We start from the raw sequence: 26,500 nt of genomic DNA, 5'->3' as shown, positions 1-26,500 counted from the left end.
AGGGACGACACTGGAACCCGTCCATGCGAGCTGTGATCATAAAAGAGTGATGCGACGTCGGCCTGACGGATGCACACGGGTCGGCCCGCTGGGTCGAGCTGCCGTCCGGCCGACGCACTCACGCTCGAACGGTGGTCGCCCGGGACATCCGATCCCTGGTCGGGCCGCGCCGGCACCCTGGGGCCTCCAGGCGCCAGCCTCGTCCGCTCGACGCGGGATGAGGCGGAGTTTTCTGGGACCTACGTTAACTTCGATCCTGTATTTTCCTGGCCGAAGCCAGAGCAAAAGCCGACCCGCCTATTCTCCTGGGCGGAACAGTGCCCAGCACATTCGATCGCGTACTCGAAATCGGCGAATGCTGGATGGTGCCGCCCGGAATGAAACTGGATGAGTCGGTGGCGCGAGCTCAACGGCTCCAAGACGCGAGTCGCTCGCACGGTCGAGAGAATATTCAAATAACAGTGTATCCGACAATATCCAGCAGGGGAATCTTGAACGACTTGCTGAAGTAGGAGTCACTCGCGTTCTGTTCCACATCCCGGCACCGCCACGTGACACGATGTTGCGTGAATTGGATCGCTATGCGGCTCTGGTTAAGAGGGCAGAAGGCGTCCTATAACCTGACCTCTGTCACGGGATGCGTTGAAGAGTCTTCATTGGGTCAAGCCGCAGGGCGTAGGCTGCGAAGTGTGACGTTCGAGTCGGGGTGGCCTTCCCCTCATAGCGTGGAGACCGAACCGGGAAAGGTTTGGTCGTGGCAGCAGTCACGCGGCGGCGCTTTGATCCGGAGTTTCGGGCGGGCGCGGTGCGTATCGTGAAGGAGACCGGCAAGCCCGTCGCGGTCCTGCTGAGGGCCGCTGTGGCATAGAACCGTCTCCACGTTTCGGAGGATCGACATTGTGACTTCCCTGGTCAGAGGGTGTTGCTGAAGCCCTGAACGTCGCTGTTGATCATGCGAGCGATGTGACCGGTCCCGGTCATATCCGTCCGGGATTTCCCGATACGACCGTCGTCTTGAGCTTGATCAACTTATGGCTCTCCGAGCTGCGTGTTCGTGTCAACGACGTTGTCCGCAAAGTGCGCGCGGCGGCCCTGCTCATCCGGCTGGGCGTCGTTTGATCGTTATCAGAACGGGATGCGATGATCCGTTGGAGCACTTCATGGGGTCTCCGCCGCTCCCGAGGCAGGCCGGTAGCGTGCTTGGCGGAGTTCCTCGTCCCGTTCGCGTTGGGCGGCCTGCCGGAGGGTCTGATAGCGGTGGATCGCATCGGTGTCGCTGAGGTGTTCGGCTGCGGCGATTGCGGCCTCGAGGACCCCATCCATCCAGAGCCGGGGAATGTCCTGAAGATGCCGACCGCCTGCGGTGAGCAGGCGCCGGGCTGTGGAGTGGTCGGGTGCGGCTGGGACGAGGAGGAAGTACTCCTTGACGAAGTGCCGCCAAATCCCCTGTTCGGACCCTTGCTTGTCTGGCGGCAGGGCGCGTTCGATCTCTGCGAGCGCTTGAAACGCGCCCGGGAAGTTGTCGGCTTGCCGTTCCAGTGTGACCAGTGTCAGCAGTTTGCTGGCCTTGACACCTGGCCACGACGAGCCGCCGATCGCGATGGCTTCTTTCTGCACCTCCACCGCCTCAGACAAGTAGCCGAGCTGCGCCAGATGGAACTGCAGCGTGTTCAGGATGTTCTGGGAGCGGGGTTGTCCCTCGGCCCACCTGATCATGAACAACCGGGACGCTTCGCGCTCCCCTAGACGTGACGCATGGTGGGCCCATGTCTTCCAGCTCTCATCGGCTGGGTCGGAGGGGAACCTATCTTGTTGCCGGGTTAGCCAATCCTGGACGGCGGCATCGGTATGGCGGTCGGGATTGATGTCGCCGAGGACACCGTCGCGGTCGGGATGTGAGCTGGTCCGAACGGCGTCGAGAGTGGCGGCGACGCCGGGTGTGAGCAGATGGAAGATGCTGTAGCCGAGGGCGGTGTCGAAGCTGATGTTCTTGGCCTCCCAGTGCAGCCACACGTCCTGGACCTGGCAGCGCTCGGAGACCAGGAAGCCGGCCAGCGTGAGATCAGGAGACACGCCCCACGGCACTGCCTCGCGGTAATAATTGATCTGTTGCTGGAGCAGGAACCGCAGGAGCTGCAGATCCCGATCGTGGCGGTCGTATTGCAGCGCCCACAACACCTTGAACCGGGCCTTGCGGTTGCGGTCGAGCACGCGCCCTTCATCGGTGCGCGCGGCCCTGAAGGCAAGATCCGCCCATGTGCCCGGGTCCTGCCGAGCCCGCTCAAGATCACGTCGCAGTGCTTGCAGCAGCCGTTCCTGCTCGTCTTCGATGATCATTGATCTCCTCTGCCCGGGCTCGTCATGATTCTGGCCGCCTGGTGCTCGCCGAGAGCACGGGCGAGTTGATCGCGTAGCCGCTTGTTCTCCTGGGCGAACTGCCGGTTGCGCTGGTTGGCCGCTTCAAGGCGTCGTAGCAGCGAGGCGTCGGAGGCGCGTTGTCGGATGGGCACGGGCGTCCCGGGTGTCCGCTGCGAAGCCGCTCGGAGCCGCTCGATCTCGGCCCGGAGGTCGGGCTGGGTGTAGAGCCAGGAGCGTGAGACTCCAGCTGTAGTGGCGACAGTGTCGAAGGTCACCGGGCTGCCGGCCGTTTCGAGCCCGCGCAGGGCTTGGACGGCTTTGGCCCGGGTGTACTCGTGTCGGCGTTGGGCGGCGGCCACGATGTGGCGGGTTTGTCAGCTCGCATCGGCCGCGTCCTCCGGTTCCTCGTGGTCGTCTTCGAGGGCAGTGATGATCCGGTCGAGGTTGTCCAAGACCTGCTGGTTGAACTCGACGAGGCGCAACTGGGGTCCAGCCGAGATACGGGGAAAACCGGCCATGCGTCGATCTTGACGCGCGTTCCCGCAGGCAGGCGTACGATCAGCGGTCAACCGTGATCAGTTTGAGGGCGTCTTCCTTGTCCTGGTCGGATGGCAAGCTGTACCGGCGGGTGGTCTCCAGACGGGCATGGCCAAGGATCTCGGCGACCAGGACCAGGTCGGTCTTGCCGCGGACCAGCGTGGTAGTGAGTGTGTGGCGCAAGACGTGGGTGTTCACGAATAGGTCTGACCAGGAGCGGGAGAGCCCTGGTCAAGATCGCTTCCCGGAGTCTGGATTGGCATCTCACCCCCTGGCCATTCCGACGAAAGTGGTGGCGAAGTGACGTACTGCTGCCGTCCTGGGCCTACACCTCCGGCAGTGCGGTCGGGCACGTGTACGCGCTGTTGCCCACACGATGGGCCAGGGACAAGACGCGGCAGACGGGCCTCGTCGTGGTCTTCGCGACGCTCCTGGGCCTTGGATTCGGCGTCGCTCAGGCGAGGCCAGTCAACAAATCCTTACTAATAGGCGTGCGAGTAGGAGCGGTACGGCGAACCGGGGTTACTGTCACATCTCTTGACAGTGCTCCACGATGGAGGCCGACACCCTCGCCGGCCACAGGGCGTGGCAAGGGATAGCCGATGTGCGAGGAGCCATCCATGGCGGTACTCACGTTGACTCCTGAGCAGCGGGCCATGGCCGTGGTCAAGGCCGCCGAGGCGCGCAAGGCCCGCAGTGAGCTGTTGGCCGCGGTCCGAGCCGGGACCGTCACGGTGGCCGAGGTGTTCGCCCGGGCGGAGGAGGAGACTCTCGTCAAGAAGACGAGGGTCGTTCAGGTGCTGCGAGCGATGCCTGGTTATGGTCCGGCGCAGGTCGCCGCGTTGATAGCGATCTGCGGGGTCGAGGTGAAGCGCCGGGTCGGCGGCCTTGACCAGGCGCAGCGCGAGCGGCTGCTCACCGCGCTCGCGCGGTAGGTGCGGAGCCTGCGTCCGGATCGTCCTGATGAGCGGGCTGCAGGCCCTGGTCCTGCAGACGCTGTCGGAGCTCGGCTCGCTCGGGCGTGAGCGAATCGTCGGGGCGTCGGATGCGGGCTCGGCGGGGCGGGGGATGTCGTCGGCGCCGATCAGGCAGTTCCTGAACTTGGCGAAGACCATCGGCTCGCTCGGCAGAGCGAGTCCCGCTTCCTCCGCGTGGTCACGGTAGTTAAGCCCGATGCAGAGGATCTTGTCGGGGTCGGGCACAGGCGGCGCAAGACGCAGCTCGCTCAGCGGGCGGGCACGGCCCTGCTCGAGGAGCTGGACCGCCGCCGCCAGCACCGCGTCCCGGTCGTAGTCACGGCCGAGGAAGACCCGGACAGACAACGGCTCGCCGTCGGAGATCGCGAAACCGGCGTGCGCGACCGCCGAGCCGAGCTCGACGACATGCTCACCGAGTGCGACACCGCCCTGTGTGCGGCCGTTCTCGGTATGGCTGATGATCCGCATGGCAGGAATGCCTTCCTCATGAGGTTGGTGGAAGCGCGGCGGGCACTCCGGCGCGTCAGTCGTTCACGGCGAACTGGACGGTGATCCGCTGCGCGGCCATCACCTTGGTGAACCTTTCGACGACCTTGAGATGCGCGGGGTGATCGAGATACCCCGAAACATCCGCCTCGTCTGCAACGACGGCCATGACGCCGAAGTCGCCGCTGCCCTCGCGCAGCCCCAGATCCTCGCCGAACCGGTATGTCACCAGTGCGGGATGAGATCGGGCAACTCGGCGAGCGCCTCGCGGAGGCCGGCGATCTGAGCCGGGTTCACGTCGTCTTTCCATCGGAAAACGGCCAGGTGGATGATCATGCGGCACTGTTCTTTCTGCCTGCCAGTGCATGGCTGCCACCGCGTGCCCTGTAGCCGGTCGAGGCTTCAGGTGGTGCGTTAACTCTCATGTAACACAGTCGCAGCTCACAGTTCGACAAGTCAACAAAAAGTCGAAAATTTGCGATTCATTCGAAGATCTGATAGCGATGAGGCATGAGGCATGGAGCCAACACGCTCAACGGAGCCGCGTACGACCGGATGCGAGCCGACATCCTCGCCGGGCGGCTGCGCCCGGGGGATCGGCTCAAGTTCGCCACGCTCTCGGAGCGCTACGGAACCAGCATCAGCGTTCTCCGCGAGGTGCTGGCGAAGCTCACCGCGGAGAAGCTCGTGGTGGAGGCGCCGAGACAGGGTTTCCGCGTGATCCCTCTCTCACTGGAAGACCTTGAAGACCTCACCGCCGTACGGTGTGATATCGAATGCATGGCCTTCCGCTACTCCGTCGAGCGCGGTGACCTGGCCTGGGAGAGCCGTGTCATCGCGGCGCATCACACGTTGGAGAACACGCCCATGACGGTGGACGGTGACCCCGAGCTCTTCAGCGATGAGTGGGCAAAGGCGCACTCGCACTTCCACGTGACCCTGTTCGACGCCTGCGGAAGCCGCCGGTTGTGTGATCTCGCCATGTCCCTCCGCGACGGCGCGGAGCTCTACCGCCGCTGGTCACGCCCGATCGGCAAGGACCAGGGGCGGGACATCGCCGGCGAACACCGCGGGTTGATGGAGGCGGCCCTCGCCCGTGACGCCGACACGGGAGCGGCGAGGCTGCGGGCCCACATCACCCGTACGACCCACGTTCTACTGGACGCGGTCAAGGACACCGGCGATTGAGTAAGGCGCGCCCGCGAGTGCTGGCGCCCAGGTCTCACGCCGTCACATTTCAGCTAGGAGAGATGTTTTGCGCGCACTTCGCATCGACAGGTTCGGCGGGCCGGAGGTGGTGGCGGTCGGGGAGCTCCCCGCGCCGGAACCGAGTCCGGACGAGGTTCTCGTCCGGGTCGTGGCCAGCAGCCTCAATCCGGTGGACGTCAAAACCCGTAGCGGTACGATACGCGGTGGCGTGCCCGCGCTGCCGATGACCCTCGGCTGGGATCTGGCGGGAGTCGTCGTCAGTCCCGGTGACAGTGGCCTGAACGTCGGCGAGCGCGTGATCGCGATGTCGGCCCAACTCGCGGCCGCACGCGGGACATGGGCCGATCTGGTTGCGCTGCCGGCCCGCACCCTGGCGGCCGCACCGCTGAACACGAGCCTGGTGGAGGCGGCCACGCTGCCGCTGCCGGGCCTTATCGCCGCCCAGACCCTCGAATGGCTCGGCATCTCCAGCGGTCAGCGGCTGCTGGTCACCGGAGCCGCGGGAGCCGTGGGCGGGCTCGCTGTGCAACTGGCGCGGGCGCGGGGCATCACTGTCGACGCGCTGGTGTCCCGTCCGGCACAGCTGGAGGCTGTCACCGACCTGGGCGCCCAGAGGGCCGTGACGGATATCGCGGAGCTCGACCGGCAACACTACGACGCCGTGTTCGACACCTGCGGGGCCCCGGCCGGCGAAACGGTCTCCGACGGCGGCCGCTACGCCACGATCGCCAGCGAGCACGGCGACCCCCCGGACTTGAGCCACCGTGGTGTCACCACGACACTGCATCAGGTCAGGGAGGATGGGACGGGCCTGGCTGAGCTGGTCAAGCTGGTCGAAACAGGCGATCTGCGGCTACGCCTTGATTCGAGCTTCCCGATCGCCGAGGTGCGCAAGGCGTTCGAACGCTTTGAGACCCGCGGGCTCACCGGAAAGGTCGCCCTGGTGTTTTAGCGTCCTGCACCGGAAACGGCAAGGGTTGCGTCCACAGATCATCGGTGTGCCCGCGTGGGCACACCGAACCCGCAGGAGTCGGCAGAACCTCGTAGAGCGAGCCGCCCGCTGACGACAGCCGGATGCCCGCGCCGGCTTCGCTGATCGATCAGATCGTCCGCGAGGGAGCCCGCAAGATGCTCGCCGCCGCGAGCGCAGACGGTTCTCCTCGGCGATCCTGTCGGCCTGGTGCCGTAAGACGCCGCAGATCAGCTAGGTGTTGCCGCTGCTGCATGGGTTGTCGTCAGGCGACTTCGTCCCCGCGCTGGGGCGGTTCCTCGGCTCGGCCAGCGGCCTGTCCGCCTCGGTCATCGCCAGGCTCACCGAACAGTGGAAGGCTGAGCAGCGCGCCTTCGCCGCCCGTGACCTGTCCGGCGTTGACTACGTCTACCTGTGAGTGGATGGCATCCATGTCAACATCCGGCTGGAAGAACACAAGCTGTGCCTGCTGGTGATGATCGGCGAGCGCGCCGACGGCCGCAAAGAACTCGTCGCGCTGACCGACGGCTACCGCGAGTCCACCGAATCATGGGCACTACCGAAGTCGGCCCACCCGGCCGCCAAGAAGCACCTCGCCGAGATCTGGAACGCCGAGGACGAAGAGCACGCCCACGCAGGGGCGACCGACTCCAGGCCGCCAACGGCGCCAAGTACCCCAAAGCCGTCGCCAAGATCGTCGACGACCTCGACGAGCTGCTCGCCTTCTACGACTACCCCGCCAAGCACTGGGTGCATCTGCGCACCACCAACCCGATCGAGTCCACCTTCGCCACGGTCCGGCACCGCACCAAGGTCACCAAAAGGCCGGGCTCACGCGCGGCGGCCGTCGGTGTTGACGGCGGTTGCCACCATGACGTGCATGTTGCTGATGCGCCCGCCCTCGCGCGCCTTCTAAGTGGTCCTGCCCGTAAATCCTTCAGGGGTCAATGGCTGAGGTAGAGGTCGCAGGCGCAGTCGAGGGCTTCTTGGGGTGTGCCGGCGGACATGCCGGTGGGCAGGATCTGGTTCTCGTACGTGCCGCTGCTGGCGAGGTAGAGGCCGAACCCCCAGATGGAGGCCGATCCGCCGTAACGGAGGCGGATGAGGGGCAGCCGGTCTCCGCCGGTCAGTTCGCCTTCGACGTAGGCGAACCGGCCGTGGTAGCGGACGTTCAGGCCTGCCAGCTGTGGCCAGTGATCGCGGGCGTGCTGGCGCAGTCGCTGGGCCAGGGAGGTCTTGGTCGACTCCGGGATGGCGGGCATGAGCTCTATCTTGCCGTCCGGCGTGTCGATCACGCTCCGGGCGGTGGATATCGGGGCAAGGTGGCAGCGCCCCTCGTCAGATCACCGAAAGCGTTGCGCGTGCCCGTCCCTTGTGCTCGTCAGATCGCCTTGACCGCCTCCGAGCGGCGGCGGTTGAAGAAGCTGGCCCATGCTCATACGGTCCCCTACCAGCAGGTCGTCCGTGTCCGGATCGTGCTGGATGCCGCGCATGGCTACTCCAACGCCCGGATCGCCCTGCGGCAGCGCGTCCATCTCGACACCGTCCGGCGGTGGCGTGGCCGCTATGCCGATCAGGGCATCGACGGGCTCAAGGATCGGCCCCGAAGCGGCCGTCCGCCCCGCTTTACCCTCGTCCAGCGGGCCGAGGTCACGGCGCTGGCCTGCCAGTTACCGGCCGAGACCGGGATGCCGCTGTCCCGCTGGAGCAGCGCCGACCTGGCCGCCGAAGTGGTCGGGCGGCGCATCGCCGAGGCGATGTCCGCCTCATCCGTCCGCCGGATTCTGGCCGCCGACGTGCTCAAGCCCTGGCAGCACACCTCCTGGATCTTCATCCGCGACCCCGGCTTCGCCACCAAGGCCGCCCGCGTGCTCGACCTCTACCAGCGCCTCTGGAACGGCCGGCCCTTGGCCGGCAACGAGTACGTGATCTCCTCCGACGAGAAGACCTCGATCCAGGCTCGCTGCCGCTGTCACCCCACCCTGCCGCCGGGACGGTCGCGGATGATGCGCGTCAACCACGACTACGACCGTGGCGGCGCGCTGGCCTACCTGGCCGCCTACGACGTCCACCAGGCCCGCGTGTCCGGGCGCTGCTCACCCAAGACGGGCATCGTCCCGTTCATGGACCTGGTCGAGCAGGTCATGTCGCAAGAGCCGTACGCCTCGGCCCGGCGGGTGTTCTGGGTCGTGGGCAACGGCTCCTCCCATCGTGGCAAGGCCGCCGCCGACCGGCTCGCCGCCCGGTTCCCCAACGCGGTGATGGTCCACACTCCCGTGCACGCGTCCTGGCTCAACCAGATCGAGATCTTCTTCTCCATCGTGCAGCGCAAGGTGGTCACACCCAACGACTTCACCGCCCTTGACCAGGTCGAAGACCGGCTGATCGCCTTCGAGCGCCGTTACAACGAGACCGCCCGGCCCTTCAGATGGAAGTTCACCCCGGCCGACCTCGAGGACCTGCTGGCCCGGATCGAGCGACACGAACAGAACGAGCACCACTTCCAGCAACCCACCGGCTGCGGCCACCAGCCTGCCGCACTACCAGCAACCATGTGAACCCCCGAATGACTTACGAGCCGGACCACTAAGTCAGCGCGTCCAGCCAGACGAAGGTGGACGGGCCGGCGTCCAAAGCGCGGGTGCGGAAGGCTTCGACCTGCTCATCCAGCGTCTTGGCCATCTGCGAGACCTGGCGCTGGAGATGTGCTTGATGCCGGGCTGTTCGATGAGCTTGTCGACGCCGCCGCCCTACGCAGGCGACAGGCCACAGGTGAGAGTCCGGACGCGCTGCTGCCCGAGGCCTTCGCGCTCGTTTCTGCGACGTTCGGCGCGCTCCTCGACCACCGCTGCACCCCCGCCGAACTGCTGGCCGGCATCGCATTGCATCGCGGAGCGATGGTGGAGCTCGCCGATCGCACGGCTTGGCCCGCCGCCGCGACGCTCGCCGTCTTCCTCGGCGCCGTGGAAGGCAGGGGCGTCCATCTGATGACCGGGGACGGCGTACCCGTCACGGCCACGGTGTGTGAGCGCCTCGGGTTGAGGGTCGCCCGCCTGTCCAACGAGATGGAGGCGGACGAACGACGACTCGCCTATGCGGCGGATGTGACGGTGGGACGGGTTGAGGCGTTCGGCTACGATCACCTGATCGACAATCGCGTGTCCGGCCCCGACGAGCGGGTGCAGTGCGAGCCGTACCGCGCCATCGTGATGGAAGCCGACCTGGTCATGCTCGACCAGTCGACTACCGACCTCACCCTGAACCGCGACGCCATCCGCACGGCGTCGATCAGCGTTCGCGCCTATCTGGCCCGGTACGAGTCCCTGGCAGGAATCGCCGCGACGGTCCTGACCGAAGCCGCCGAGTTCACCCATCTCTATGGGCTTTCCGTGAAAAACGTCGACACGGCGCACCCGACCGCGCGGCGGGACCATCTCGACCTGCTGTACACCACGACCGAGGCCAAACTGAACGGCCTCCTCGATGCCATCGCAGCTCACCACGCCGAGGCCCGGCCGGTCCTGGTGGTCGCGGACTCCTTGGAGATCACCGAGCGGCTGGCCGACCTGCTGGCCGCCCGCGGCGTGCCGGTCGCACGGCCTCACCAGGAGCGCCCGCTGGCCCGCGCGGGATGCCCGGCGACGGTAACCCTGTTGGAGCAGCCAGCGGTGGAGGGAGAGGTCGCCTTGGGCGGTGACCTGGACTGGCTGGCCCAAGAACACGTACTGGCGTCGGGCCTCGACCCGGTCATCGCCTCCGGCGATGCTTGGGACGAGGCAGTGGCCGTGGCCAGGCGAGGGCTGCTGCCCGCGTGGACGGACGACCGGGATCGGGTGGCCGAGACAGGCGGGCTGGTGGTACTGGGCGGCGAGTATCCGAGCACCAGGCGCATGGAGGCACGCCTGCGCGCGCTGGCAGGGGCACGGGGAGACACACGGATCTTCGTGGCGCTGGACGAGGGCTGGATCTGGCACCGGTATGCCGCCTGGACACACCGCCTCCTCCTGAAGCACATCACCGAGCCGTTGGAGGGGGCGCTGCTCGCCAGAACCGTCGAGCGTGCCAAGCGGAAATGCGAGGCGCGGATCACCGGATATCGACGCCGGGCGGCGGCCTACGACGCGGTTCTCTCGGCGATCAGGGAACACCTGTACGCCGAGCGCCGCGCGATGGTGGAAGGTGCCGAGCCGCTGGAAGCGATTCTGGCATTCACGGGCGAGCAGGCACCGCCAGGACAGGTGGACAGGGAGGCACTGCGCCTCATCGCCGCGGAGGTCATCGACGAACAGTGGACGGCCTGCCTGGCCGAACTCACAGCGATGCGCGACGACTACGCGCAGGTACGGCGCTCTCAGGAAGCGTTGCCCGCCTTCCGGGAGAAGGCCGAGGCCGCCGACAGGACGATGCGTGAGAGGGCAGCCAAGGCGCTCAAGGATCGGATGCATGGGCTGGGAGGGTACTGGTATGTCCCGTCCAGCTCTCTCCCTCCTTGGTCGGCGCGATGAAACGAGATACCGGCGCGGAGCCTGACGGCTCGGGGTGTCGCGGGGCTGCAAGTGTGAGGCCTGAGAGGCGATAAAGGATCTTCAACGCTATACCAGACAGAACCTGAATTCTGCTGTGTATTCGATACGAAGTACGTGATCATTGCAAGGATCCTCGTCTCCGCATCCGGAGCCCGGCATCAGTTGGCGCCACAACCGGCTTGCCTCTTTCAGCTGAGCGGGCCATGAGCCTGGCGATCTCCGCTGTCAAGGCCAGCGCCGCGTCTGCTGCACCGTGCACAGCGGAGTGCACGCCTGTTCGCCCCTTCGCCGTCACCCGCCCCGTCAGCCACACCCTGTACCGCACCCGGTCTGGCTCGCCACCGGCGCGCCAACCAAGCCCGCGCCAGCAGCAGCCGCTACGGGAACGCCGGCTACGCCACAACAAGGTCCAACGGCATGACGGTGATATCCCAGGCGAGCCGGGTCTCGGCACTGCTGTATTGGTAGGTCTCTATAAGATAGTATCTACTAGAAATATCTGACAGATATGAGGTTGTCGATGGTGCGCCGAAGCCAGACCGAGATGGCCGTGCTGGGGGCTCTGAACATGGAGCCCATGACCGCCTATGCCCTGCGAGAAGTCATCAAGGATGTCCTCGGCCACTTCTGGAGCGAGAGCTTTGGCCAGATCTACCCCTGCCTCCATTCTCTGGAGCAGCAGGGTCATGTCGAACGCCGTGAGGGCCCGCGAGCCGGATCGTCCGTCTTCGCGATCAACGCCTCTGGCATGGCCCGCCTGCACGAGCTGCTGAGCGAACCCGTCACCACCACGCCTCCGCGCAACGGCCTCCTGCTTCGCCTCTTCTTCGGCCGCGCACTGGGCCCGGCCAAGTGTCGTGAGCTCCTCCTGCAGGCTAAGGCGGACGCTGAAGGCAGCCTGGCCCAATACGACGACCTGGCCCGCAGCGTCGCGGTCGAGGACGCCGGCTCTCCTGACCTGCCGTACATGCAGACCACCATCTCGGCCGGCAAGCACAGCGCCCGAGCCGTCATCGCCTGGGTCGACGAGGCCCTCACCCTGCTCGACCAGACGAATGGAGCATCCTGACATGCCCCTCTCCCCCCTGCGCGCCCGCGTCAACTTCGCCATCTTCGCGGCCGTCACCGCCGGCTGCGGCTGGCTGTTCGCCGCCATGGACCACTACACCGGCCAAGCCACGGGCACCGGCAGCGTCTCCTCCACCAGCGGCGGCACCAACGGTCAGGGGTTGTGGATCGCCGTTCCCGCGCTGGTCGCGCTCGCCCTCCACTTCCTCAGCCGGGACGGGGCCAGGCCGCTCGGTCTCACCCTGCGCTTCACAAGCCGGACCCGATGGTTCGCGTTCGCGGGGGCCTTCGCCCTGATCGCGACCGCCGTCCCTGTGCTCGTCGCCGTCGTGACCGGCGCCGCGGCCTTCTCCTCCTCCCCCAGTCCCGGCCAGCAGCCCCTTCTCACCGCTGCGGTCGCCGCGCTCCCCTTCCTCCTGATCAAGAACACGCTGGAGGAGTTCATCTTCCGCGGCTACGGCACGCGCACCGCCATGGCGCTCGGCCTGCCCGGCGTGACCCCGCACCTCCTGGTCGGATTGGTCTGGGGACTGTGGCACCTGCCGCTGTACACGGTGTGGATGTCTCAGTCCGACTTCCTGCGCACCACGTCGCTGCCGTGGTCGGTGTACGTGCCAACCCTCCTCGCGGGTCTCATGATCTTGGCCGTCCTCTACGGCGAACTGCGGGTGCGGACCGGCTCGATCTGGCCTGGCGTGGTCCTCCACACCATCAGCAACGCCCTGACGACCCCGCTCCTGATCGGCGGCCACCTCACCTTCCAGGGCCACGGAGACGCGCTGCTCGGTCTCGCCCCGAACTCGCTCGCCACCGCCCTGCTCTTTGCCGTGGCGGCGCTCCTGCTGTGGCGCTTGCCCTCGCGGGCAGCCAGAGGGCCGTACGGCGGAGCGCCTGGCCAGGGCAAGGACAGCGCCACCCCATATGTCAGCGAAGGGTAACCGGCGACTGGTGGCACGTGGGCAGTAAGGGCACTGAGCGGCCGTACGGTCGAGACGCGCAGAGGGAGACCTTGCTCTTGCCTAGAATTTCCTGTGCCTGTCCCGCCGGCACCAGGCATTACCTCGCCTGTAACTGATCCTGTAAAAGAATGTCCGTAAGGCCTGGCTTCACGTCATCATCGACCCAACACATCTGCCAAGTGCGACACTTCCCGCACCTGCCCCGCGGTCAAATGCCGCACATCCCAGAGCAAGGCGGCCGTGTCGACATTCTCCGGCGAATATCTGTTACTTGCTGCTGCTTGGTGCACACCGGTCAAGGATGCCAGGACAGCGACCGGAATTCCGAGCACGATTGCGAAGCCGTTGAGGAGCTCAGCGTCGATCGGCTTAACTCCACGCCCTACCGCGCCGATGGTCGCAGCCGAAAGGTAGACCCCGGACATCAGGTACATCACCTTGGCCGCCGAGGTCCATCCCAGATTCCGGAGGGCAAGCATGCGCACAAGGAGCGAACCGAATCCCGGGGGATACTGCTCATAAGGGCGCTGTCTCCTGGGGGAGAAATTTCCTGGCCGTACCTCAACCAGGGACTGGGCGAAATCACGTAGCCGCTGTCTGTCGGACGCGGGCAAGTGGAGTGCATGTCGCACCAGTTGGGGGAGCTCGCGACCAGCTTCCTCGTCGAAGAGCAACGCGTCATCCGGAATGGCCAAACCCGCGACGAGGAATAGGTCATGGCTCTGCATGCCAAGCCGTTCTGCAAGCCGGTGGAGGAATTCCTCGGTCGGGGGTTGGCCCGCGGGAATCGGAGAGAACTCACCCACGGGAAGACCGGTGTCGCGGGACAGGCCATCTTCCTGACTCCGCACGAGACGCGCCAGGAGCACACCGGAATCGGGGTATGTCGGATGGCCCATCAGCACCGCCGCATCGAAAGAAGTAGTCCTTCGGTTGTTTCAAGCCCGCTGGGGGCGGCCTCACTAAACTGCCCCCAGCGAACATGTTTCACATCTGAGACGAATTAGGCCCAATGTAGTAGTCCCAGGCGTCGTCGGCGAAGTCCCAACCGTGCCGTCGGAAGGCAGCGCGGGTGATGTCACGCAACGGCGTGTACCCCGGGGTTTCTATTGGACGGTAATGACCGGAGAAATTATCGATCCTGAAAATCGCACCGCTTGAATTGACATCGAACAGGCCTGCCATGAGCACCCCTTGACGGTCACCCAGGGATGTATGTCCGGCGTCCGGATTGAGACCCCACATCGACTCGTTCTGCATGACGCGCAGAGAGCCGTCCTGGCGGACGATGAAGTGATACTCGCCCGCATCGAGAGGGGACCCAGGAGAAATTCCTGCACTTGCCGGAAGGGTTCCCTGGTCGGTGTGGTCGACACCCTCACGGAACGGCTCCCAGACCTTATCCCTGCAGTTGTGAACCAGGACCGGCGTGGCCCCGGCCAGCACATAGTACGTGTGCAGGTCGTCGACGGTGAGGTTGTGGACCCGCTCGATGGCAGTCCACCGCTTGACGCTGGTGATCTGGACATGGGTGCCGGCGCTGGTGCGCAGGAGCATGCCGACGCGGAGTTCGGCGGCGGTGACCCACTTGCGGAGGTCGGCTGCCCAGAAGGGATGGCCGTCTGTCGCGATCACGGCGCCCTTGGCGTGCTGCTTGTCGCCAACAGTGTCCGTGGTGATCTGGACCAGGTTCTTCTCACCGTCGCCGACTATCAGGCGGGTGACCTTGCGTGGGGCGGTCTTCCCGGTTTCGGGGTCGGTGGCCAGCACCGTGTCGCCGATCTTCACCTTGCCGATGGGCTTGCGGGTCCCATCGGCCATGAGCACCAGAGTCTCTGGGACAAAGCTGTTGGACAGGCAGTCATCGGCCTTCCGGCCGAGCCTGCCCACCTTCGGAAGCTTTCCGAGGGGGGTGACTTCGGCCAAGGCGAGAGCGCAGTCCTCGAAGCCAGGATTCTCCAGACACGTCTGGACGGCGTCCAATCCGCTGACCTCCGCCACGAAGGCCGCTACGGGGTGATCTTCCATTTCGCGGTGGTACTTCTTGCCGCCGAAGGGGAGGACCACGTGGTGCTTCCAGCATGGACGCGCCCCGCAGGGCCCGCCCTTGATCGTGTTGCTCGAGCCGTGGTTGACGGGCGGGTTGTAGGTGTCGGCCGGGTTGCTGGCGCGGTTCTGGTGGGCGCCCCAGCGGCCGTCGGAGCAGACGCCGTCGGGGCAGGACTTGGGCAGCAGCCCGTCGGGGTCGCTGTAGGTGACGGGGCTGTTGTTGGCGTAGGCGTAGCCGTTGACCTGCTGCGGGTCGGCGGCGTTGGTGATCGGGTCGTCGGACAGGAACCGGCCGGTGGCCGCGTCGTACTGGCGGGCGCCCAGAGTGGTCAGCCCGATGGAGGCGTCGACGGTCCCGCCGACGAACCCGCGTTCGCCCGGAAGCGTGGCGGGTGTTCCTCTGGGCGCGCCGAAGGCGGTCTGGCGGCGTTGGGTGACCTTCAGGGTGTCGGCGTCGATAGCGGTGTGGATGGTGTTCTGGTGGTCGGCCGACAGCCAGGTCACGCCACCCGCGTCGCGCAGGCCGATGGTGGCGCCCTGGTGGGTGTAGTAACGGGTGGCGGTTCGCGCGCCGGTGGCGTCGGTGAGTCGCAGCTCCTGTCCGGGCAGGTAGAGGGTGGCGCCGGTCGGGTCGCGGCGGATCAGCCGGTTGCCGTCGGCGTCGTAGAGGAACTGGGTGGTCTTGCCCGCTGCCGGGGTGACCTCGGTCAGGCGCGCTTCGGCATCCCAGCTCAGGTTCTGGCCCGGCCGCTGGACGGTGTTGCCGGTGGCGTCGTAGCGGTAGCTCTCTGTGGTGGTCTTGCCGGCCGCCGTGGTGGCCACCGACGTCAGCGTGTGCGGCTGGGCGTCGGGGTAGCCGTAGGTGCGCACGATGTCGCCGCCGGCCGTGTGCTGGGTTTCGGTGCGGCGGTTGCCGATCTTGTCCAGTTCGAAGGAGTGCCAGTACGGGGCGGGCCCGGCCAGCGCCGCCACGCTCGGGTCGGCCTCGCAGTCGGCGGCCGAGGGTGTCCACGCCTCGGTCATCCGGCGCAGATGGTCGTAGCGGAAGCACTGGATGTCGGCCGGCTTGTCCTGCGGCGTGTCGGCGATGCCGGTGAGATTGCCGAACGGGTCGTGGGTGAAACCGATGTCGGCCTGCATCGGCTGCGGCACCTCGGCGTCGACGATCACCCGTTCCGGTCGGCGGGTGCTGGTGTCGTAGTAGCGCGACACCCATGCGCGCCGCTCGCCCTCGCCCAGTTCGATCCGCGCCACCTCGCCGTAGCCGGTGTAGTCGGTCCTGCCGACGTAGGTGGTGGTGCCGCCGTCCAGGCCGCCGAGCAGCGTGGTCGGCTTGCCGAGATCGTCGTAGGAGTAGTCGACGGTCTCCTCGGGCAGGTCGCCGGCGGCGGGCAGCACCGTGGCGTCCGGGCTGCCGTCGGGGTTGTACTTGATCGTGGTGGTGTAGGTGTCGGCCAGGGTCTCGGTCAGCGGGGTGGCCGGGATGGTCAGCTTGCTGCCGAGGGGCAGGCCGAGCTTGTTGTAGTTGGTGACCTCGTTGATGAACGCGTTGCCCTCGGCGTCATAGCGGGTGGCCGAGGCCAGGTAGCCCTTGCCCTTCGTGACCGTGTCGTAGGTCCACTCCGCCAGCACCTGGCCGGTGGCCGAGCCCTTCCTGACGGCGGTCTTCCTGCCCAGGGCGTCATACGAGTAGGCCAGCACGCTGCCGCGGGCGTCGGTGACAGTGGTCACCTGACCGGCCGCATCGTAGGTGATGAGCGATGTGCCGGAGTCCGGGTCGGTAGTCTCCACCGGACGTCCGAGCAGGTCATAGGTGGTGCGCCAGACGTTGCCCGCCGGGTCGGTCATCGTGGCCGGTCTGCCGGCCCGGCTGTAGGCGTAGGTGCTGCCGTCGAAGACGCCGGTGGGGGCGGGGCCGTGGTATTGGCGCCGCTCGGTGGTCCGGCCACGGGCGTCGATGATCGTGGTGGTCGCGGTGCCGCCCTTGGGCGGGGTGACGTGCACCCGGTCGCCGCCGTAGGCGTAGCTAGTCTTCCACTTCTCCTGCGCGCCGGCCTGGAAGACCTCCTCGCTCGTCCGCCCGGCCCCGTCGAAGCGGGTCAGCGACAGCCCCGGCACGTCGGTGTCGCGGGCCGACCACAGCTTGCTGTCGACGTCGGCGTCGTTGAAGTACGGTTGCGTGCTCTGGAAGGCACGGCCGTGCGAGTCGTAGCGGGTCTCGGTCAGCAGGCGGCCGCCGCCCACGGCGGGCGCCTGCTGCTGCCGCGGCCGCATCAGCCCGTCGTACAGTGTCTTGGAGGTGATGTACACGCCGTTGGGGCCGAGGGCCTGGGTGGTGACCACCGACGGCGCGTCGGTGTTGATCTCGTAGCTGTACTTGACGCTGCCGCCGTCGAGGTCGCGGATCCGGTTGGGCAGCCACACCTCGGTCTTGCGGCCCAGAGGGTCGTAGGCGACCTCGGTGACCCGGCCATTGGCATTGGTGATCTTGATAGGGAGTCCCCACGCCGGGTTCAGGTCGGCGAAGGAGGTGTGCCCGGCCGGGTTGCTCTCCTCGATCCGGGTGAGCGGGCCGTCCTCGGCCGGGCTGTAGCCGTACCGGCTGGTACGGCCGAGGGCGTCGCTCCTGCTCAACGGCCGGCCATGAACGTCATAGGTGGCGGTGAAGCCCGGCTTCCACACCGGCCCGGTGGCCGGCCACTCGGTGGCCTCCTCGGCCTTGGTCACATCGCCCTTGGTGGGCGGCTGGCCGAAGTCCTGGCCGTCGTAGGCGGTGCGGACGGCCGAGACGGCGTCCTTGGGCAGCTCCGGGTCCTTGCCGCAGGCGAGGGCCACGGTGTCGACCCGGGCGGGCAGGTTGAGTAGCCAGGCCGCGGTGTTGCGGGCATAGGTCGTGGTGGTGCACTGGTCGTCGTCGGGCGTGGTGACGTCGCCCAGGTCGCTGGTCGTCACGGCCAGCCCGTGATCGTCGTAGGCGTAGTCGACCTGTGCGGTGCGATAGCCACCGGCCTCCAGCGCGGTGTAGGTGGCCACGCTGCCCGTGCGCACCCGGTAGGCCTTCAGTGATCCCCGGGTCGCGATGGGCCCTGTCGTGGCCGGCGTGCTGATCGTCTTGGTGACGATCGGGCCGGCCTCACCGTCGTAGGTGATGGACTCCAGCAGCCGGCCGCGCAGCCAGTCGTCGTCCTGGCGCTCCTTGCCGGTACTGTCCGTGACCGTGACCGTGCGCTTGCCGCCGTCCGGTTGCGCGTCCGCGTCCATGCCGCGGAAGTAGCGCTGCTCGGCCATTTCCACCGGGCCCGACTCGCCCTGGGGCATGCCGGTCCTGATCCGCACCCGGCCGTAGCCGCGGAACTCGTTCCAGGTGCGGTTCTTGTCCTTGGTGAACTCGGAGGTGTCGTAGTGCCAGGCGGCGCCGTCCAGGTACTCATAGCCGGTGACCTGCTCCGATGAGCTGCCGATCCGGTCGGACTGGGTGATCTGCGCGACCACGTACTTGTGGAAATAGTCCGTCCGCTCGGCATAGCCGGGTTTGGCCCAGGTGACGGGGAAACACCTCAGCGTGTTCGTGTGCGCGCTGGCCGGCATGGTGCCGCCCGCGACGCATTCGGGCTTGGCGTAGACCACCGTCAGCACGCCGCCGCTCTCCGACACCACGCCGGTGATCCGGTAGCGGTTCAGCGGCGCTATGCCGTCGACCGCGTGCACCCGGTTGGGCGCGCTGGTGCCCTCGAACGTGACCGCCGGCAGCGACGCGGCGCCACCGACGTGGCCCGTGTGCTTGATGCCCTTCAACCACAGCGCCGGCTTCTCGCCGTCGCCGGCAGCGGGGTAGGCGTGCTCCAGCTCCCAGGAGTCGACATCCTGGTACTTCCCGTCCTTCAGCACCCGCGTCGTGATCGAGGCCAGCCGCTTGGCCGACCAGAAGGTCGGCGCGTGCTGGTCCGGGCAGGTCGCGGTGTCGCACTTGGCGTCCCACGCCACGTCGGGCCAGTTGTCCTTCTTGCTGGTGACACATTCGCTGCCTGGGACGCACCGATTGCCCAGCGTGAACTCCACCTGGCCGGCGGCCATCGCCGTCGAGCCCTCACGCAGGCCGTACTCCACCCACCTCAGCGCGCCGCCCCGGACGTAGCCGACCGCCGTGTCCCGCTCGTTGAGGCCGTAGGAGTTGGTCTCCGCCTCGTACGTGTACACGATCACGTTGCCGTGCGGGTCGACGACCTTGTCCAGGTTCCACCGCCAGGCCTGCGCACAGTACGAAGCGGCGAACGCGGCGGCGTGACACGGCTCCCCGGCGTCGTCACCGAACACCGGCACCGTCCAGGCCGAGGCCGACGCACGCCGGGAACCGAAGAAGTACTGCACACCCGCGAGCGTCGTGATCTTCCAGTGCTCGCCGTCGGCGTCGCCGTTGTCCGCCCCGGTCAGCCGCTCGATCCGCGAACCGTCATCGCCCTCCAGCCGCCACACGCCGTCGGCGTCGTTCCTGACCAGCCGGCCGCTGCCACCCGGGTAGGAGACGAAGGCGTTGTCGCTGCGCCAGCACAGATCACCGGTCTTGGGCGGGGTGGTCCCGCCCATGTCGTCATCGCTGCAGCCGCCGTACTGGCGCTCGACGAACCCCGCCGACAGATCCCAGCCCTCCCCCACCCAGGAGGTCTGGTTGTTGGCGGTGCTGGTCCTGCCGTCCACGACGGAGGAGGCGTACCCCAGCGTCAGGCCGGGCTCCAGACCGCCCGGCGCCGGAGGCACCCGCAGCGGATACGACCACGTGAAATCGCCGGTATGCGCGGAGACATCCCACGACGCCGACGCTGACAGCGGCGTCACCGTCGTCAGCCCCGCACCGTCGAGCGAATGGCCGGCCGCCGGCTGGTCACCCCTCAACGCCTGCCGGCTCGCCTGATCAGGCTGGCGCTCCCCCATCGTCTGCTGGGTCACGGCCACCGACGCCAGTTCGGGCAGCTCGACCGACGGACCGCCCGCCTGGGCGCCGGCAGGGGGAACAACAAGAAGCTGGGTCACCACCAGCACCGCCGCAATGACCGAGCACACCATTCGAATGAGCCGTAACATCTGTCCCCCTGTCCTGGTCAATTCACTGCCATCAGATTTCAGGCGGCGGCGCGCTGGGCGATCACCGCGTCAGGAACCTGTCCGAGGTCGAGGCACACCTCATCGATCGCCCCGGGGAAGTAGTCATCGGACTCCCCATTGACGCGCCCGCGTCCGATGCTGAAGGCCGAGGCCGCGGTCCACAGCGCCACGCCGTCCTTGACGCCGGCGAGTTTCCCGTCGACGTAGAGGCGGAGCCGGCGGGCGGCGTAGTCGTAGACACCCGTGAGATGGGTCCACCGGCCGATCTCGGGAGCCGTGGCAGCGCGGGCGTAGACCGGTTCGGCGCCGTCGGCGTCGCGGGCGTGCCCGCCGAACACCCAGCGGTTCAGTCCGGCCCGGTACTGCAGGACGAACGCGCTCATCCGCGAGCCGTCCTGGCCCACCACGGTGGCCGTCTCGGCCGTGCTGTCGAGCTTGGCCCAGGCCGAGATCGTGAAGCTGTCCACCATCGCGACGCCCTGCGTCGAGGTCGCCGCCGAGCCGGAAGTGCCGTCCAGTCGCAGCGCCTGGCCGACCTTTCCGGGCACGAAGGACGTGCCCCCGGACGGGGTGGCGTGCGCCTTTCGCCAGGAGGAGTCGTTCGCGGTGCCGTCGTCGAAGGTGTAGCGCGCGTACGCGAGGGCCGGCACGTCGTCGTGCACGCGGCGGACCTCTCCGTCGCTCAGCGGCCGGGAGAACGCCCGCACGTCATCGACTCCGCGCCAGAAGAAGTCCGCGGGGACACCGCTCCGCAGGGCCCTGCCCATGGTCAGCGGGCCCCCGGCATCGAAGACGGAGACGCCCACCTGCACGGCGGAAAGGACGCCGTTGACATAGAGCCGCGCCTGTCTCAGTGGCGTGTCGTAGACCAGGGCCAGGTGGGTCCACCTGCCGAGCTGCACGGGCTCCACCGATCTCAGCACGGTGCGGGGATCGTCGGAGTCGGTTCCGGCCAGCTCCGCCGCCCAGGTGCCGGCGGCGCGGTCGTAGGTGAGCGCGAAGGCGCTGGTGCGCGTGCCGTCCTGGGCGACGATCGTGCCCCGCTCCAACTGGGCGGGCGCGGAAGGGGCGACGTAGGCCCAGGCGGCGACCGAGAAGCCGGACGAAGCGGGCCCCATGTCGAGCACCGGTCCCGCGGTCTGCGCGTAGCCGGACGTGCCGTCCAGCCACAGGCCGTTGCCGCTGCGCCCGCCGATCCAGGCGGCGCCGCCGCTCAGCGTGACGGGGTGAGTGCCCCGGCTGTCGGCGGCGGTGGTCCCGGTGCCCTCATCCAGCTTCCACTGACCCACCGCGTCCGTGGGCAGGGTGGCCGCACCCTGGGCCGGCGGGTAGGACGCGAACAGGCTCTTGACCCTGGTCTTGTCGTGGGCGCCGGTGTAGAGCCTGACGTCGTCGACGTGGCCCGGCCAGAACTCGCTGTCGGCGCCGTTGGCCCTGCCGCGGCCGATCTGCACCCCGCCGGTCGGCTTCCACGGGTTGAGCAGCTTGCCCTCGCCCTGCCTTTCACCGTTGACGTACAGCACCAGCGACCTGGCGGGACGGTCGTAGATCGCGGTCAGATGGACCCAGGAGTCGAAGTCGGAGGCACGGGCGGAGACGGCCGCGTTGGTCACCGGCGCGTTGTCCTTGTCCTCCTCGGGCAGTTCGAAGGTCCAGGCTCCGTCCGGGTTCTCGTCGTCGTCCTTGACGAAGCCCAGCCGGAACTTGCTGGAGCGGTTGCCGTCCACGCTCACCGCCGTCGCGTAGCAGGAGTACGGCGGCTCGCTCAGATCACAGTTCTTCGAGGCTTCCTCGGACAGGTGCACCCAGGCGGTCACGGTGAAACTGTCATCGGTACGCACGTCGACACCGTCGGTGGAGGCGCTGTCGTTCACCCCGTCCAGCGTGATCGCGTTGCCGACCCGCCCGCCCGTGAACCCGGCGCCGCCGGCCAGCGTGCCGTGCCTGGCCCCTACCGCGTCGCCCGCCTCGCCGCCGCCGGGCTCGTCGAAACGCCACTGGTGCACCAGGGACAGGTCGCGGCCCGACATCACCTTGATCTCTTCGCTGAACAGCGTCCGGCTGTAGAGGGTCACGTCGTCCAGCGCACCGGCGAGGTAGCCGCCGGGAAAGCGGTTCTTCTGCATGTATCCGAGGCGCAGCAGGCCCTGTGAATCGGTGGTCTGAGTGTGGTCGGCGGACCCGACCAGAGCACCGTTGACGTAGAGGGACATGCGCTCGGCTCCGGCGTCGTAGACCGCCGCGAGGTGCGTCCACGCGCCGGTCTTGATCGCGCCTCCGGTCGCCGTGGTGCCGCAGGGCGGCAGGGCGCACGCCGGGTACCCGGGTGACGAGCGGGTTGCTGGGGCGGCCGCGTCGTACATCGTGAACGCCCACGCGCCCGCGGCGGTGGTTCCCAGGCGGAAGGAGTCGTCCTGGGAGACCGCAAACTGGCCGATGTCGCTCTTGTCGGCTCTGACCCAGGCGGCCACGGAGAAGCTCTGCGCGGTGTTCACCACGTGAGCGGCTCTGACCCCGTTCCCGCGAGCGCCGTCGAGCTGCAGCGCCAGGTCGTGCGGGTCCGGATAGGTGCTCTGGCCCGCGGCCCAGGCGACCTCGCCCTCGACCGTTCCGTGCCGGCCGTGGCCGGAGCCGTCCAGGACCTCGCCGTCCAGCTTCCACCGGCCCACCGCCACGCCGTCCATGCTGACCAGGCCCTGGATCTCGGCCTCCGGCAGCACCCGGCTGAAGACCCGGACCTGGTCCACCGAGCCCGGCCACAGGTCGGACGGCTGCCGGTTCCACTTGCCGCGTCCGATCGTGAAGGGCCCGTTGGCGTCCCACATCTGCCGGTGCGGCAGCAATCCGGCCGGTCTGCCGTTCACGTAGAGCCTGATCTGCTGCTTCTGCACGTCGTAAATTCCGGCCACGTGGGTCCAGTCGCCCGAGATCGCCGGTCCCTGGACGCGGACGGGCTGGCCGCCGCCTCCGTCGACGTCTTGGGGGAACATCGTGAACGCCCACCGGCCGGCGGCGGCCTGGAGCTGGAAACCGCTCGTGGTGCTGCCGTCCTGGGAGAGGATCACGTGTGATCCCGTCGCGCTCGCGCCGGCCTTGACCCAGGCCGCGACGGTGAAACTCCGGTCGACGCTCAGCACCCGATCGTGCGTGCTGAGGTGGCCTCCCTCGAGCTTCACGACCTGGCCGCGCTGCGGGTCGGCGGCGAAGGTCGCGCCCGTCGACAGGACCGCGCTCTGGCCGCCCGGCGCGGTGTTGCCCGCGGTGGTGCCCGCCGTCTCATCCAGCGGCCAATGCCCGAGATGGACGTTGTCCGCGCTGACCGTCGCCTGGACCTCCGCTGCCGACAGGGGGCGGTCGTAGAGCTGGACCTCATCGATCGCGCCGACCCACCCGTCCGCCGAGGTGCCGCTCCACCTGGCCTGGCCCACCCGGAACGGCCCAGCGGCGTGCCAGGGCGCGCCCGCCCGGTCCGCCGTGCCCGCCAGCTCGTCCAGCTCGCCGTTCACGTACAACTTCAGCTGGTTGAGCCCGGCGTCGTACACGCCGGTCAGATGCGTCCAGACGCCCGGCTGCGCCGAGGTGGAGGAGGCCATGTCAGTGCCCTTGTAGGTGTCACCGGACCTGGACATGCCGAACACCCATCTGCCGCCGTTGTCCGGCCGGTACCACAGGACGAACCCGGCGAAGTTCGCCCCGTCCTGGCTCACCGCCGCCCTCGCCGCCGCGGTGGTCGTCGCGGCCGCGTCCAGCTTGACCCAGGCCGACACCGAGAAACTCGCATCAGTACGCACACCCTCGACGGCCGTCATCACGCCGGGTGCGGCGGTGGTCTCGAAGGCAAGCCCGTCACCCACCGCGCCCTTGGCATACGACACCGACCCGGCCAACGTTCCGTCACGCGCGCCCAGGAACGCCTTGTCCTCCGCGCTGCCCTCCAGCGGCCACTTGCCGTAGGGGCCGTTCCCCGCGCGGACATAGACGTGGTACCTCGCCGTCGGGCTGTGGTGCCCCCCTCGGTCCACACTCTGCACGTACAGGTCATTGGGCCCGTCACGCAGCGGCGCGGTAGACACCGTGGCCTTTCCGCCCAGGGCGTCGGCGTCCACCCGGGTGGTCGGAGGATCCTGCCAGCCGTAGACGTAGTGGTCGATGTCGCCCTGCCCGGCGGCGACTTCCTGCGCGGGCTCGAACGTGAAGCTTCCCGGCACCCCCACGCCACCGTGCCACCGGTTGTCGTCCCGGTAGAGAACTCCCGTCACCTTCGGTTTCACGCCAATGCCCACTTGGTCCACGACGAAGCCCGGGCCCTCGGTCTGCGGGCCCGCCGCCGCGCCGTCGTGCGCCCGCAGCAGCCAGCCGACCTTCTTGCCGTGATGGCCGGTCAGGTTCAGGTCCGTGCTGAACACCGATCCGCTGTTGCCGGTGGGGCCCTGATCGCGGAGGTCCTGCGAACCGTCGGGATAGATGGCCCAGAGGGGACGGATCTGGTCGTTGTCGGGATCCGACAGCCTGCCCTTCAGCCGGATCGAGGCATCCCCGATGTACGGGATGCCGCCGCACCAGCGGCACGGGGCAGGCAGCGGCGGGTCCGTGGTCAGCTCGTAGGCGGCGTTGGGCGCGGTGTTGTAGCGGACGACCAGGACCGTGGCAACGGGGTCGTACTTGCGCCAGGCGAACCCGTCGTTCTCGTCCGTGGCCTGAAGGTAGTACGTGGACACGTCGTTGGTCCGGATGCCGCCGATCACGTTGAACCCGACGGGCTTGTGTTCGGGGCACCCGCCGTAGGCGGTGTCGACGCCCTTGGTATCCACCAGGTTGCCGCCTGGCTTGTTGATCCAGTTGGTGCTGCGAGAGATGGGGCTCGAGGCTAGATACACCTGGTGCTCCCGCCATGTGCCGCAGGCCGGGCCGTAGGTGACGGTGGTGTTGAGCGTCGCCTGCAGAATGGTCTTTCCGTTGAGGATGGCCGTGTTGTACTGGAAGTAGGACCGGGCGACCCCGATTCCGGCGCAGTGAGGGTCGGGGTAGCACTTGCCGACCTTGGCCTCGCCGCCGTCGATGCCGCCGTCCCAGTACTCATCGTTGGGGTAGCCGGACAGCACCTTGGCCCAGCCCGTGCGCGCCGGGCTCGTCCACACCGGGTCAACGGTCACGGGGAACCGCGTGGCCGGATCGGCCAGCAGCTTCTGGTCCGGCTTCCAGGTCAGCGACTCCTCATCGACCGCCACCGCGGCGACAGCCTGCTTGGCCTGCTCGCCGGAATCCCACATCAGCGACGGCGGGGCTTCGAACACCACCTCTCCTCGGTCGTCCACCGCCTTCAGCGCGCCCTTCGCCTTGCCGCGCACCTTCAGCCCGCCGGCCCGCAGCCCCAGGCGTACAGAGGCCACCTCCGGCCGCTTGGCCGCCTCAGCCGTCTTGATCACCAGGTACTGCGCGTAACCATCGGCGCCGGCCCGCATCACCAGATCGACTCCCGGGAACACCTCGGCGTACGTCGCGGTGTTCCCCGACAGCGCGGGCTCGGGCAGCGTGCCGGGCCAGGACAGCTCCAGCCACTTGCCCGCACGCCCGTACCGCACCAGCGGCGCGTCGGAACCGCCCCCGGACAACGCCAGATCCACCGCCGCCGCGCGCGGCGCGATCCTGCCGTCCGCGCGCAGCTCCAAGGTCGTGTCGACGGCCGCCCAGCCCTGGTCCCGCCGTACCCGGACGATGCCAGGGCTCAGCTCGGCCGTGAGCGTGCCGTCGGGCTGAGCCCGCACCAGCCGGTCCTCGGTCGTCAGATCCGCGACGACCACCGGCGACTTCTGCGCGCGCGCCGCCGCCACCGCCTCCCCGGTGCCACGCGCCTCGGCCACCGGCGGCCCGGACGTAGCCGCCTGCGCAGTTGCGGGACGAGGAGCAATGAAGAGGGACTGAACGATGAGTGACGATATCGCGGCAGCGCTCACTAAGCCGCGGATTTTCCCCGTTGGTGGCATCGCAAATCTCCCCCGTGCGAAAAAGAAAGGTCGTGTCAATAGAACCGCGCCGAATACAGGCGAGCGGAAAGGTCAACCCGTGGCGGCGACGGGACGATCGGAGACTCCGCGACCACAGCCACTGAAGGCGCTCTCAGAGAGAAACCATGTGTGACACCATTTCTTCGACTCTTGACCGGACACGACCATGCCGTGGGCGACTATTTCACACCCTTGATCGGAAGCCGAGAGGCGGGGGGAACATTGGCAGGATGAACACGGTGGTTGTCACTTATTC

The 26,500-nt window shown here is 67.8% G+C and carries 17 protein-coding genes and 2 pseudogenes; 7 read left to right on the top strand and 12 right to left on the bottom strand.

What is annotated here, in order from left to right:
• Positions 1–1,158: 1,158 nt before the first annotated feature.
• The 7 genes from HD597_RS01585 to HD597_RS67310 form a co-directional block, all read right to left on the bottom strand.
• On the bottom strand, positions 1,159–2,337 hold the full coding sequence (locus tag HD597_RS01585) for a hypothetical protein (RefSeq protein WP_253739789.1): 1,179 nt from the start codon (positions 2,335–2,337) through the stop codon (positions 1,159–1,161).
• The gene (locus HD597_RS64150; RefSeq protein ID WP_308210547.1) at positions 2,334–2,717 is read right to left on the bottom strand and encodes a DUF6262 family protein; all 384 of its coding nucleotides are present in this window, start codon (positions 2,715–2,717) and stop codon (positions 2,334–2,336) included. Before HD597_RS64150 ends, HD597_RS01585 begins: the two co-directional genes overlap by 4 nt.
• Positions 2,718–2,732: 15 nt before the next feature.
• Positions 2,733–2,876, bottom strand: a complete 144-nt coding sequence (locus HD597_RS01580) for a hypothetical protein (protein ID WP_253739787.1) — start codon at positions 2,874–2,876, stop codon at positions 2,733–2,735.
• 40 nt (positions 2,877–2,916) lie between these two features.
• Positions 2,917–3,093, bottom strand: a complete 177-nt coding sequence (locus HD597_RS01575) for a tyrosine-type recombinase/integrase (RefSeq protein ID WP_253739785.1) — start codon at positions 3,091–3,093, stop codon at positions 2,917–2,919.
• Between the two features lie 284 nt (positions 3,094–3,377).
• Positions 3,378–4,340: a hypothetical protein gene (locus HD597_RS67195; RefSeq protein ID WP_253739783.1), complete on the bottom strand. Its 963-nt coding sequence runs from the start codon at positions 4,338–4,340 to the stop codon at positions 3,378–3,380.
• Between the two features lie 55 nt (positions 4,341–4,395).
• Positions 4,396–4,587: a Dabb family protein gene (locus tag HD597_RS01565; protein WP_253739781.1), complete on the bottom strand. Its 192-nt coding sequence runs from the start codon at positions 4,585–4,587 to the stop codon at positions 4,396–4,398.
• Entirely contained in the window at positions 4,584–4,694 is a 111-nt protein-coding gene (locus HD597_RS67310; RefSeq protein ID WP_465263893.1) for an antibiotic biosynthesis monooxygenase family protein, read from the bottom strand. Before HD597_RS67310 ends, HD597_RS01565 begins: the two co-directional genes overlap by 4 nt.
• Before the next feature lie 174 nt (positions 4,695–4,868).
• On the opposite strand from HD597_RS67310, the gene HD597_RS01560 reads away from it, so the two are divergent.
• From HD597_RS01560 to HD597_RS66515, 3 genes and pseudogenes are all read left to right on the top strand, one after another.
• Positions 4,869–5,546 carry a GntR family transcriptional regulator gene (locus HD597_RS01560; RefSeq protein ID WP_253739779.1) on the top strand — a complete coding sequence of 226 codons (678 nt, stop codon included), beginning with the start codon at positions 4,869–4,871 and terminating at the stop codon, positions 5,544–5,546.
• Positions 5,547–5,613: 67 nt separating this feature from the next.
• Positions 5,614–6,519 carry an NADP-dependent oxidoreductase gene (locus tag HD597_RS01555; RefSeq protein WP_253739777.1) on the top strand — a complete coding sequence of 302 codons (906 nt, stop codon included), beginning with the start codon at positions 5,614–5,616 and terminating at the stop codon, positions 6,517–6,519.
• 175 nt (positions 6,520–6,694) lie between these two features.
• A pseudogene (locus tag HD597_RS66515) lies at positions 6,695–7,392 on the top strand (transposase); the annotation flags it as partial.
• Positions 7,393–7,481: 89 nt separating this feature from the next.
• On the opposite strand, the gene HD597_RS01540 reads toward HD597_RS66515, so the two are convergent.
• Entirely contained in the window at positions 7,482–7,832 is a 351-nt protein-coding gene (locus HD597_RS01540; protein ID WP_253739774.1) for a hypothetical protein, read from the bottom strand.
• A gap of 96 nt (positions 7,833–7,928) precedes the next feature.
• On the opposite strand from HD597_RS01540, the gene HD597_RS01535 reads away from it, so the two are divergent.
• Positions 7,929–9,095, top strand: a complete 1,167-nt coding sequence (locus tag HD597_RS01535) for an IS630 family transposase (protein WP_253739772.1) — start codon at positions 7,929–7,931, stop codon at positions 9,093–9,095.
• 34 nt (positions 9,096–9,129) lie between these two features.
• Here the strand turns inward: HD597_RS01535 and HD597_RS01530 are convergent.
• Positions 9,130–9,278 (bottom strand): annotated as a pseudogene (locus tag HD597_RS01530) (transposase); the annotation flags it as partial.
• Here HD597_RS01530 and HD597_RS01525 point away from each other — a divergent pair.
• The 3 genes from HD597_RS01525 (at position 9,243) to HD597_RS01515 (ending at position 13,069) form a co-directional block, all read left to right on the top strand.
• Positions 9,243–11,042, top strand: coding sequence for a preprotein translocase subunit SecA (locus HD597_RS01525; protein ID WP_253739770.1), 1,800 nt, complete (start codon positions 9,243–9,245; stop codon positions 11,040–11,042). The pseudogene HD597_RS01530 and the gene HD597_RS01525 overlap by 36 nt on opposite strands.
• A gap of 541 nt (positions 11,043–11,583) precedes the next feature.
• On the top strand, positions 11,584–12,132 hold the full coding sequence (locus tag HD597_RS01520; protein ID WP_253739768.1) for a PadR family transcriptional regulator: 549 nt from the start codon (positions 11,584–11,586) through the stop codon (positions 12,130–12,132).
• A 1-nt stretch (position 12,133) separates the two neighbouring features.
• Complete coding sequence (locus HD597_RS01515) at positions 12,134–13,069, top strand: CPBP family intramembrane glutamic endopeptidase (RefSeq protein ID WP_253739767.1); 936 nt, start codon at positions 12,134–12,136, stop codon at positions 13,067–13,069.
• 176 nt (positions 13,070–13,245) lie between these two features.
• On the opposite strand, the gene HD597_RS01510 is transcribed toward HD597_RS01515, so the two are convergent.
• The 3 genes from HD597_RS01510 to HD597_RS65660 all read right to left on the bottom strand — a co-directional run bounded on the left by HD597_RS01510 (position 13,246) and on the right by HD597_RS65660 (position 26,100).
• Positions 13,246–13,995 carry a hypothetical protein gene (locus HD597_RS01510; RefSeq protein WP_253739765.1) on the bottom strand — a complete coding sequence of 250 codons (750 nt, stop codon included), beginning with the start codon at positions 13,993–13,995 and terminating at the stop codon, positions 13,246–13,248.
• An 82-nt stretch (positions 13,996–14,077) separates the two neighbouring features.
• Positions 14,078–20,176 (bottom strand): polymorphic toxin-type HINT domain-containing protein, encoded by a 6,099-nt coding sequence (locus HD597_RS01505; RefSeq protein WP_253739763.1) that lies wholly within the window; start codon positions 20,174–20,176, stop codon positions 14,078–14,080.
• An 80-nt stretch (positions 20,177–20,256) separates the two neighbouring features.
• The gene (locus HD597_RS65660) at positions 20,257–26,100 is read right to left on the bottom strand and encodes a LamG-like jellyroll fold domain-containing protein (RefSeq protein ID WP_308210545.1); all 5,844 of its coding nucleotides are present in this window, start codon (positions 26,098–26,100) and stop codon (positions 20,257–20,259) included.
• Positions 26,101–26,500 lie beyond the last annotated feature (400 nt).

This window comes from Nonomuraea thailandensis, from assembly GCF_024172165.1.
GTDB lineage: Bacteria > Actinomycetota > Actinomycetes > Streptosporangiales > Streptosporangiaceae > Nonomuraea > Nonomuraea thailandensis.
Note: the sequence above shows the minus strand (reverse complement) of the source record. Positions and strands in the feature narration are given on the sequence as shown.

What these genes read in the sequence shown, in the direction of transcription:
- HD597_RS01585 (WP_253739789.1), bottom strand. Translation starts at nt 2,337, where the DNA reads ATGATCATCGAAGACGAGCAGGAACGGCTGCTGCAAGCACTGCGACGT.
- HD597_RS01580 (WP_253739787.1), bottom strand. Translation starts at nt 2,876, where the DNA reads ATGGCCGGTTTTCCCCGTATCTCGGCTGGACCCCAGTTGCGCCTCGTC.
- HD597_RS67195 (WP_253739783.1), bottom strand. Translation starts at nt 4,340, where the DNA reads ATGCGGATCATCAGCCATACCGAGAACGGCCGCACACAGGGCGGTGTC.
- HD597_RS67310 (WP_465263893.1), bottom strand. Translation starts at nt 4,694, where the DNA reads ATGATCATCCACCTGGCCGTTTTCCGATGGAAAGACGACGTGAACCCG.
- HD597_RS01560 (WP_253739779.1), top strand. Translation starts at nt 4,869, where the DNA reads ATGAGGCATGGAGCCAACACGCTCAACGGAGCCGCGTACGACCGGATG.
- HD597_RS01520 (WP_253739768.1), top strand. Translation starts at nt 11,584, where the DNA reads ATGGTGCGCCGAAGCCAGACCGAGATGGCCGTGCTGGGGGCTCTGAAC.
- HD597_RS01515 (WP_253739767.1), top strand. Translation starts at nt 12,134, where the DNA reads ATGCCCCTCTCCCCCCTGCGCGCCCGCGTCAACTTCGCCATCTTCGCG.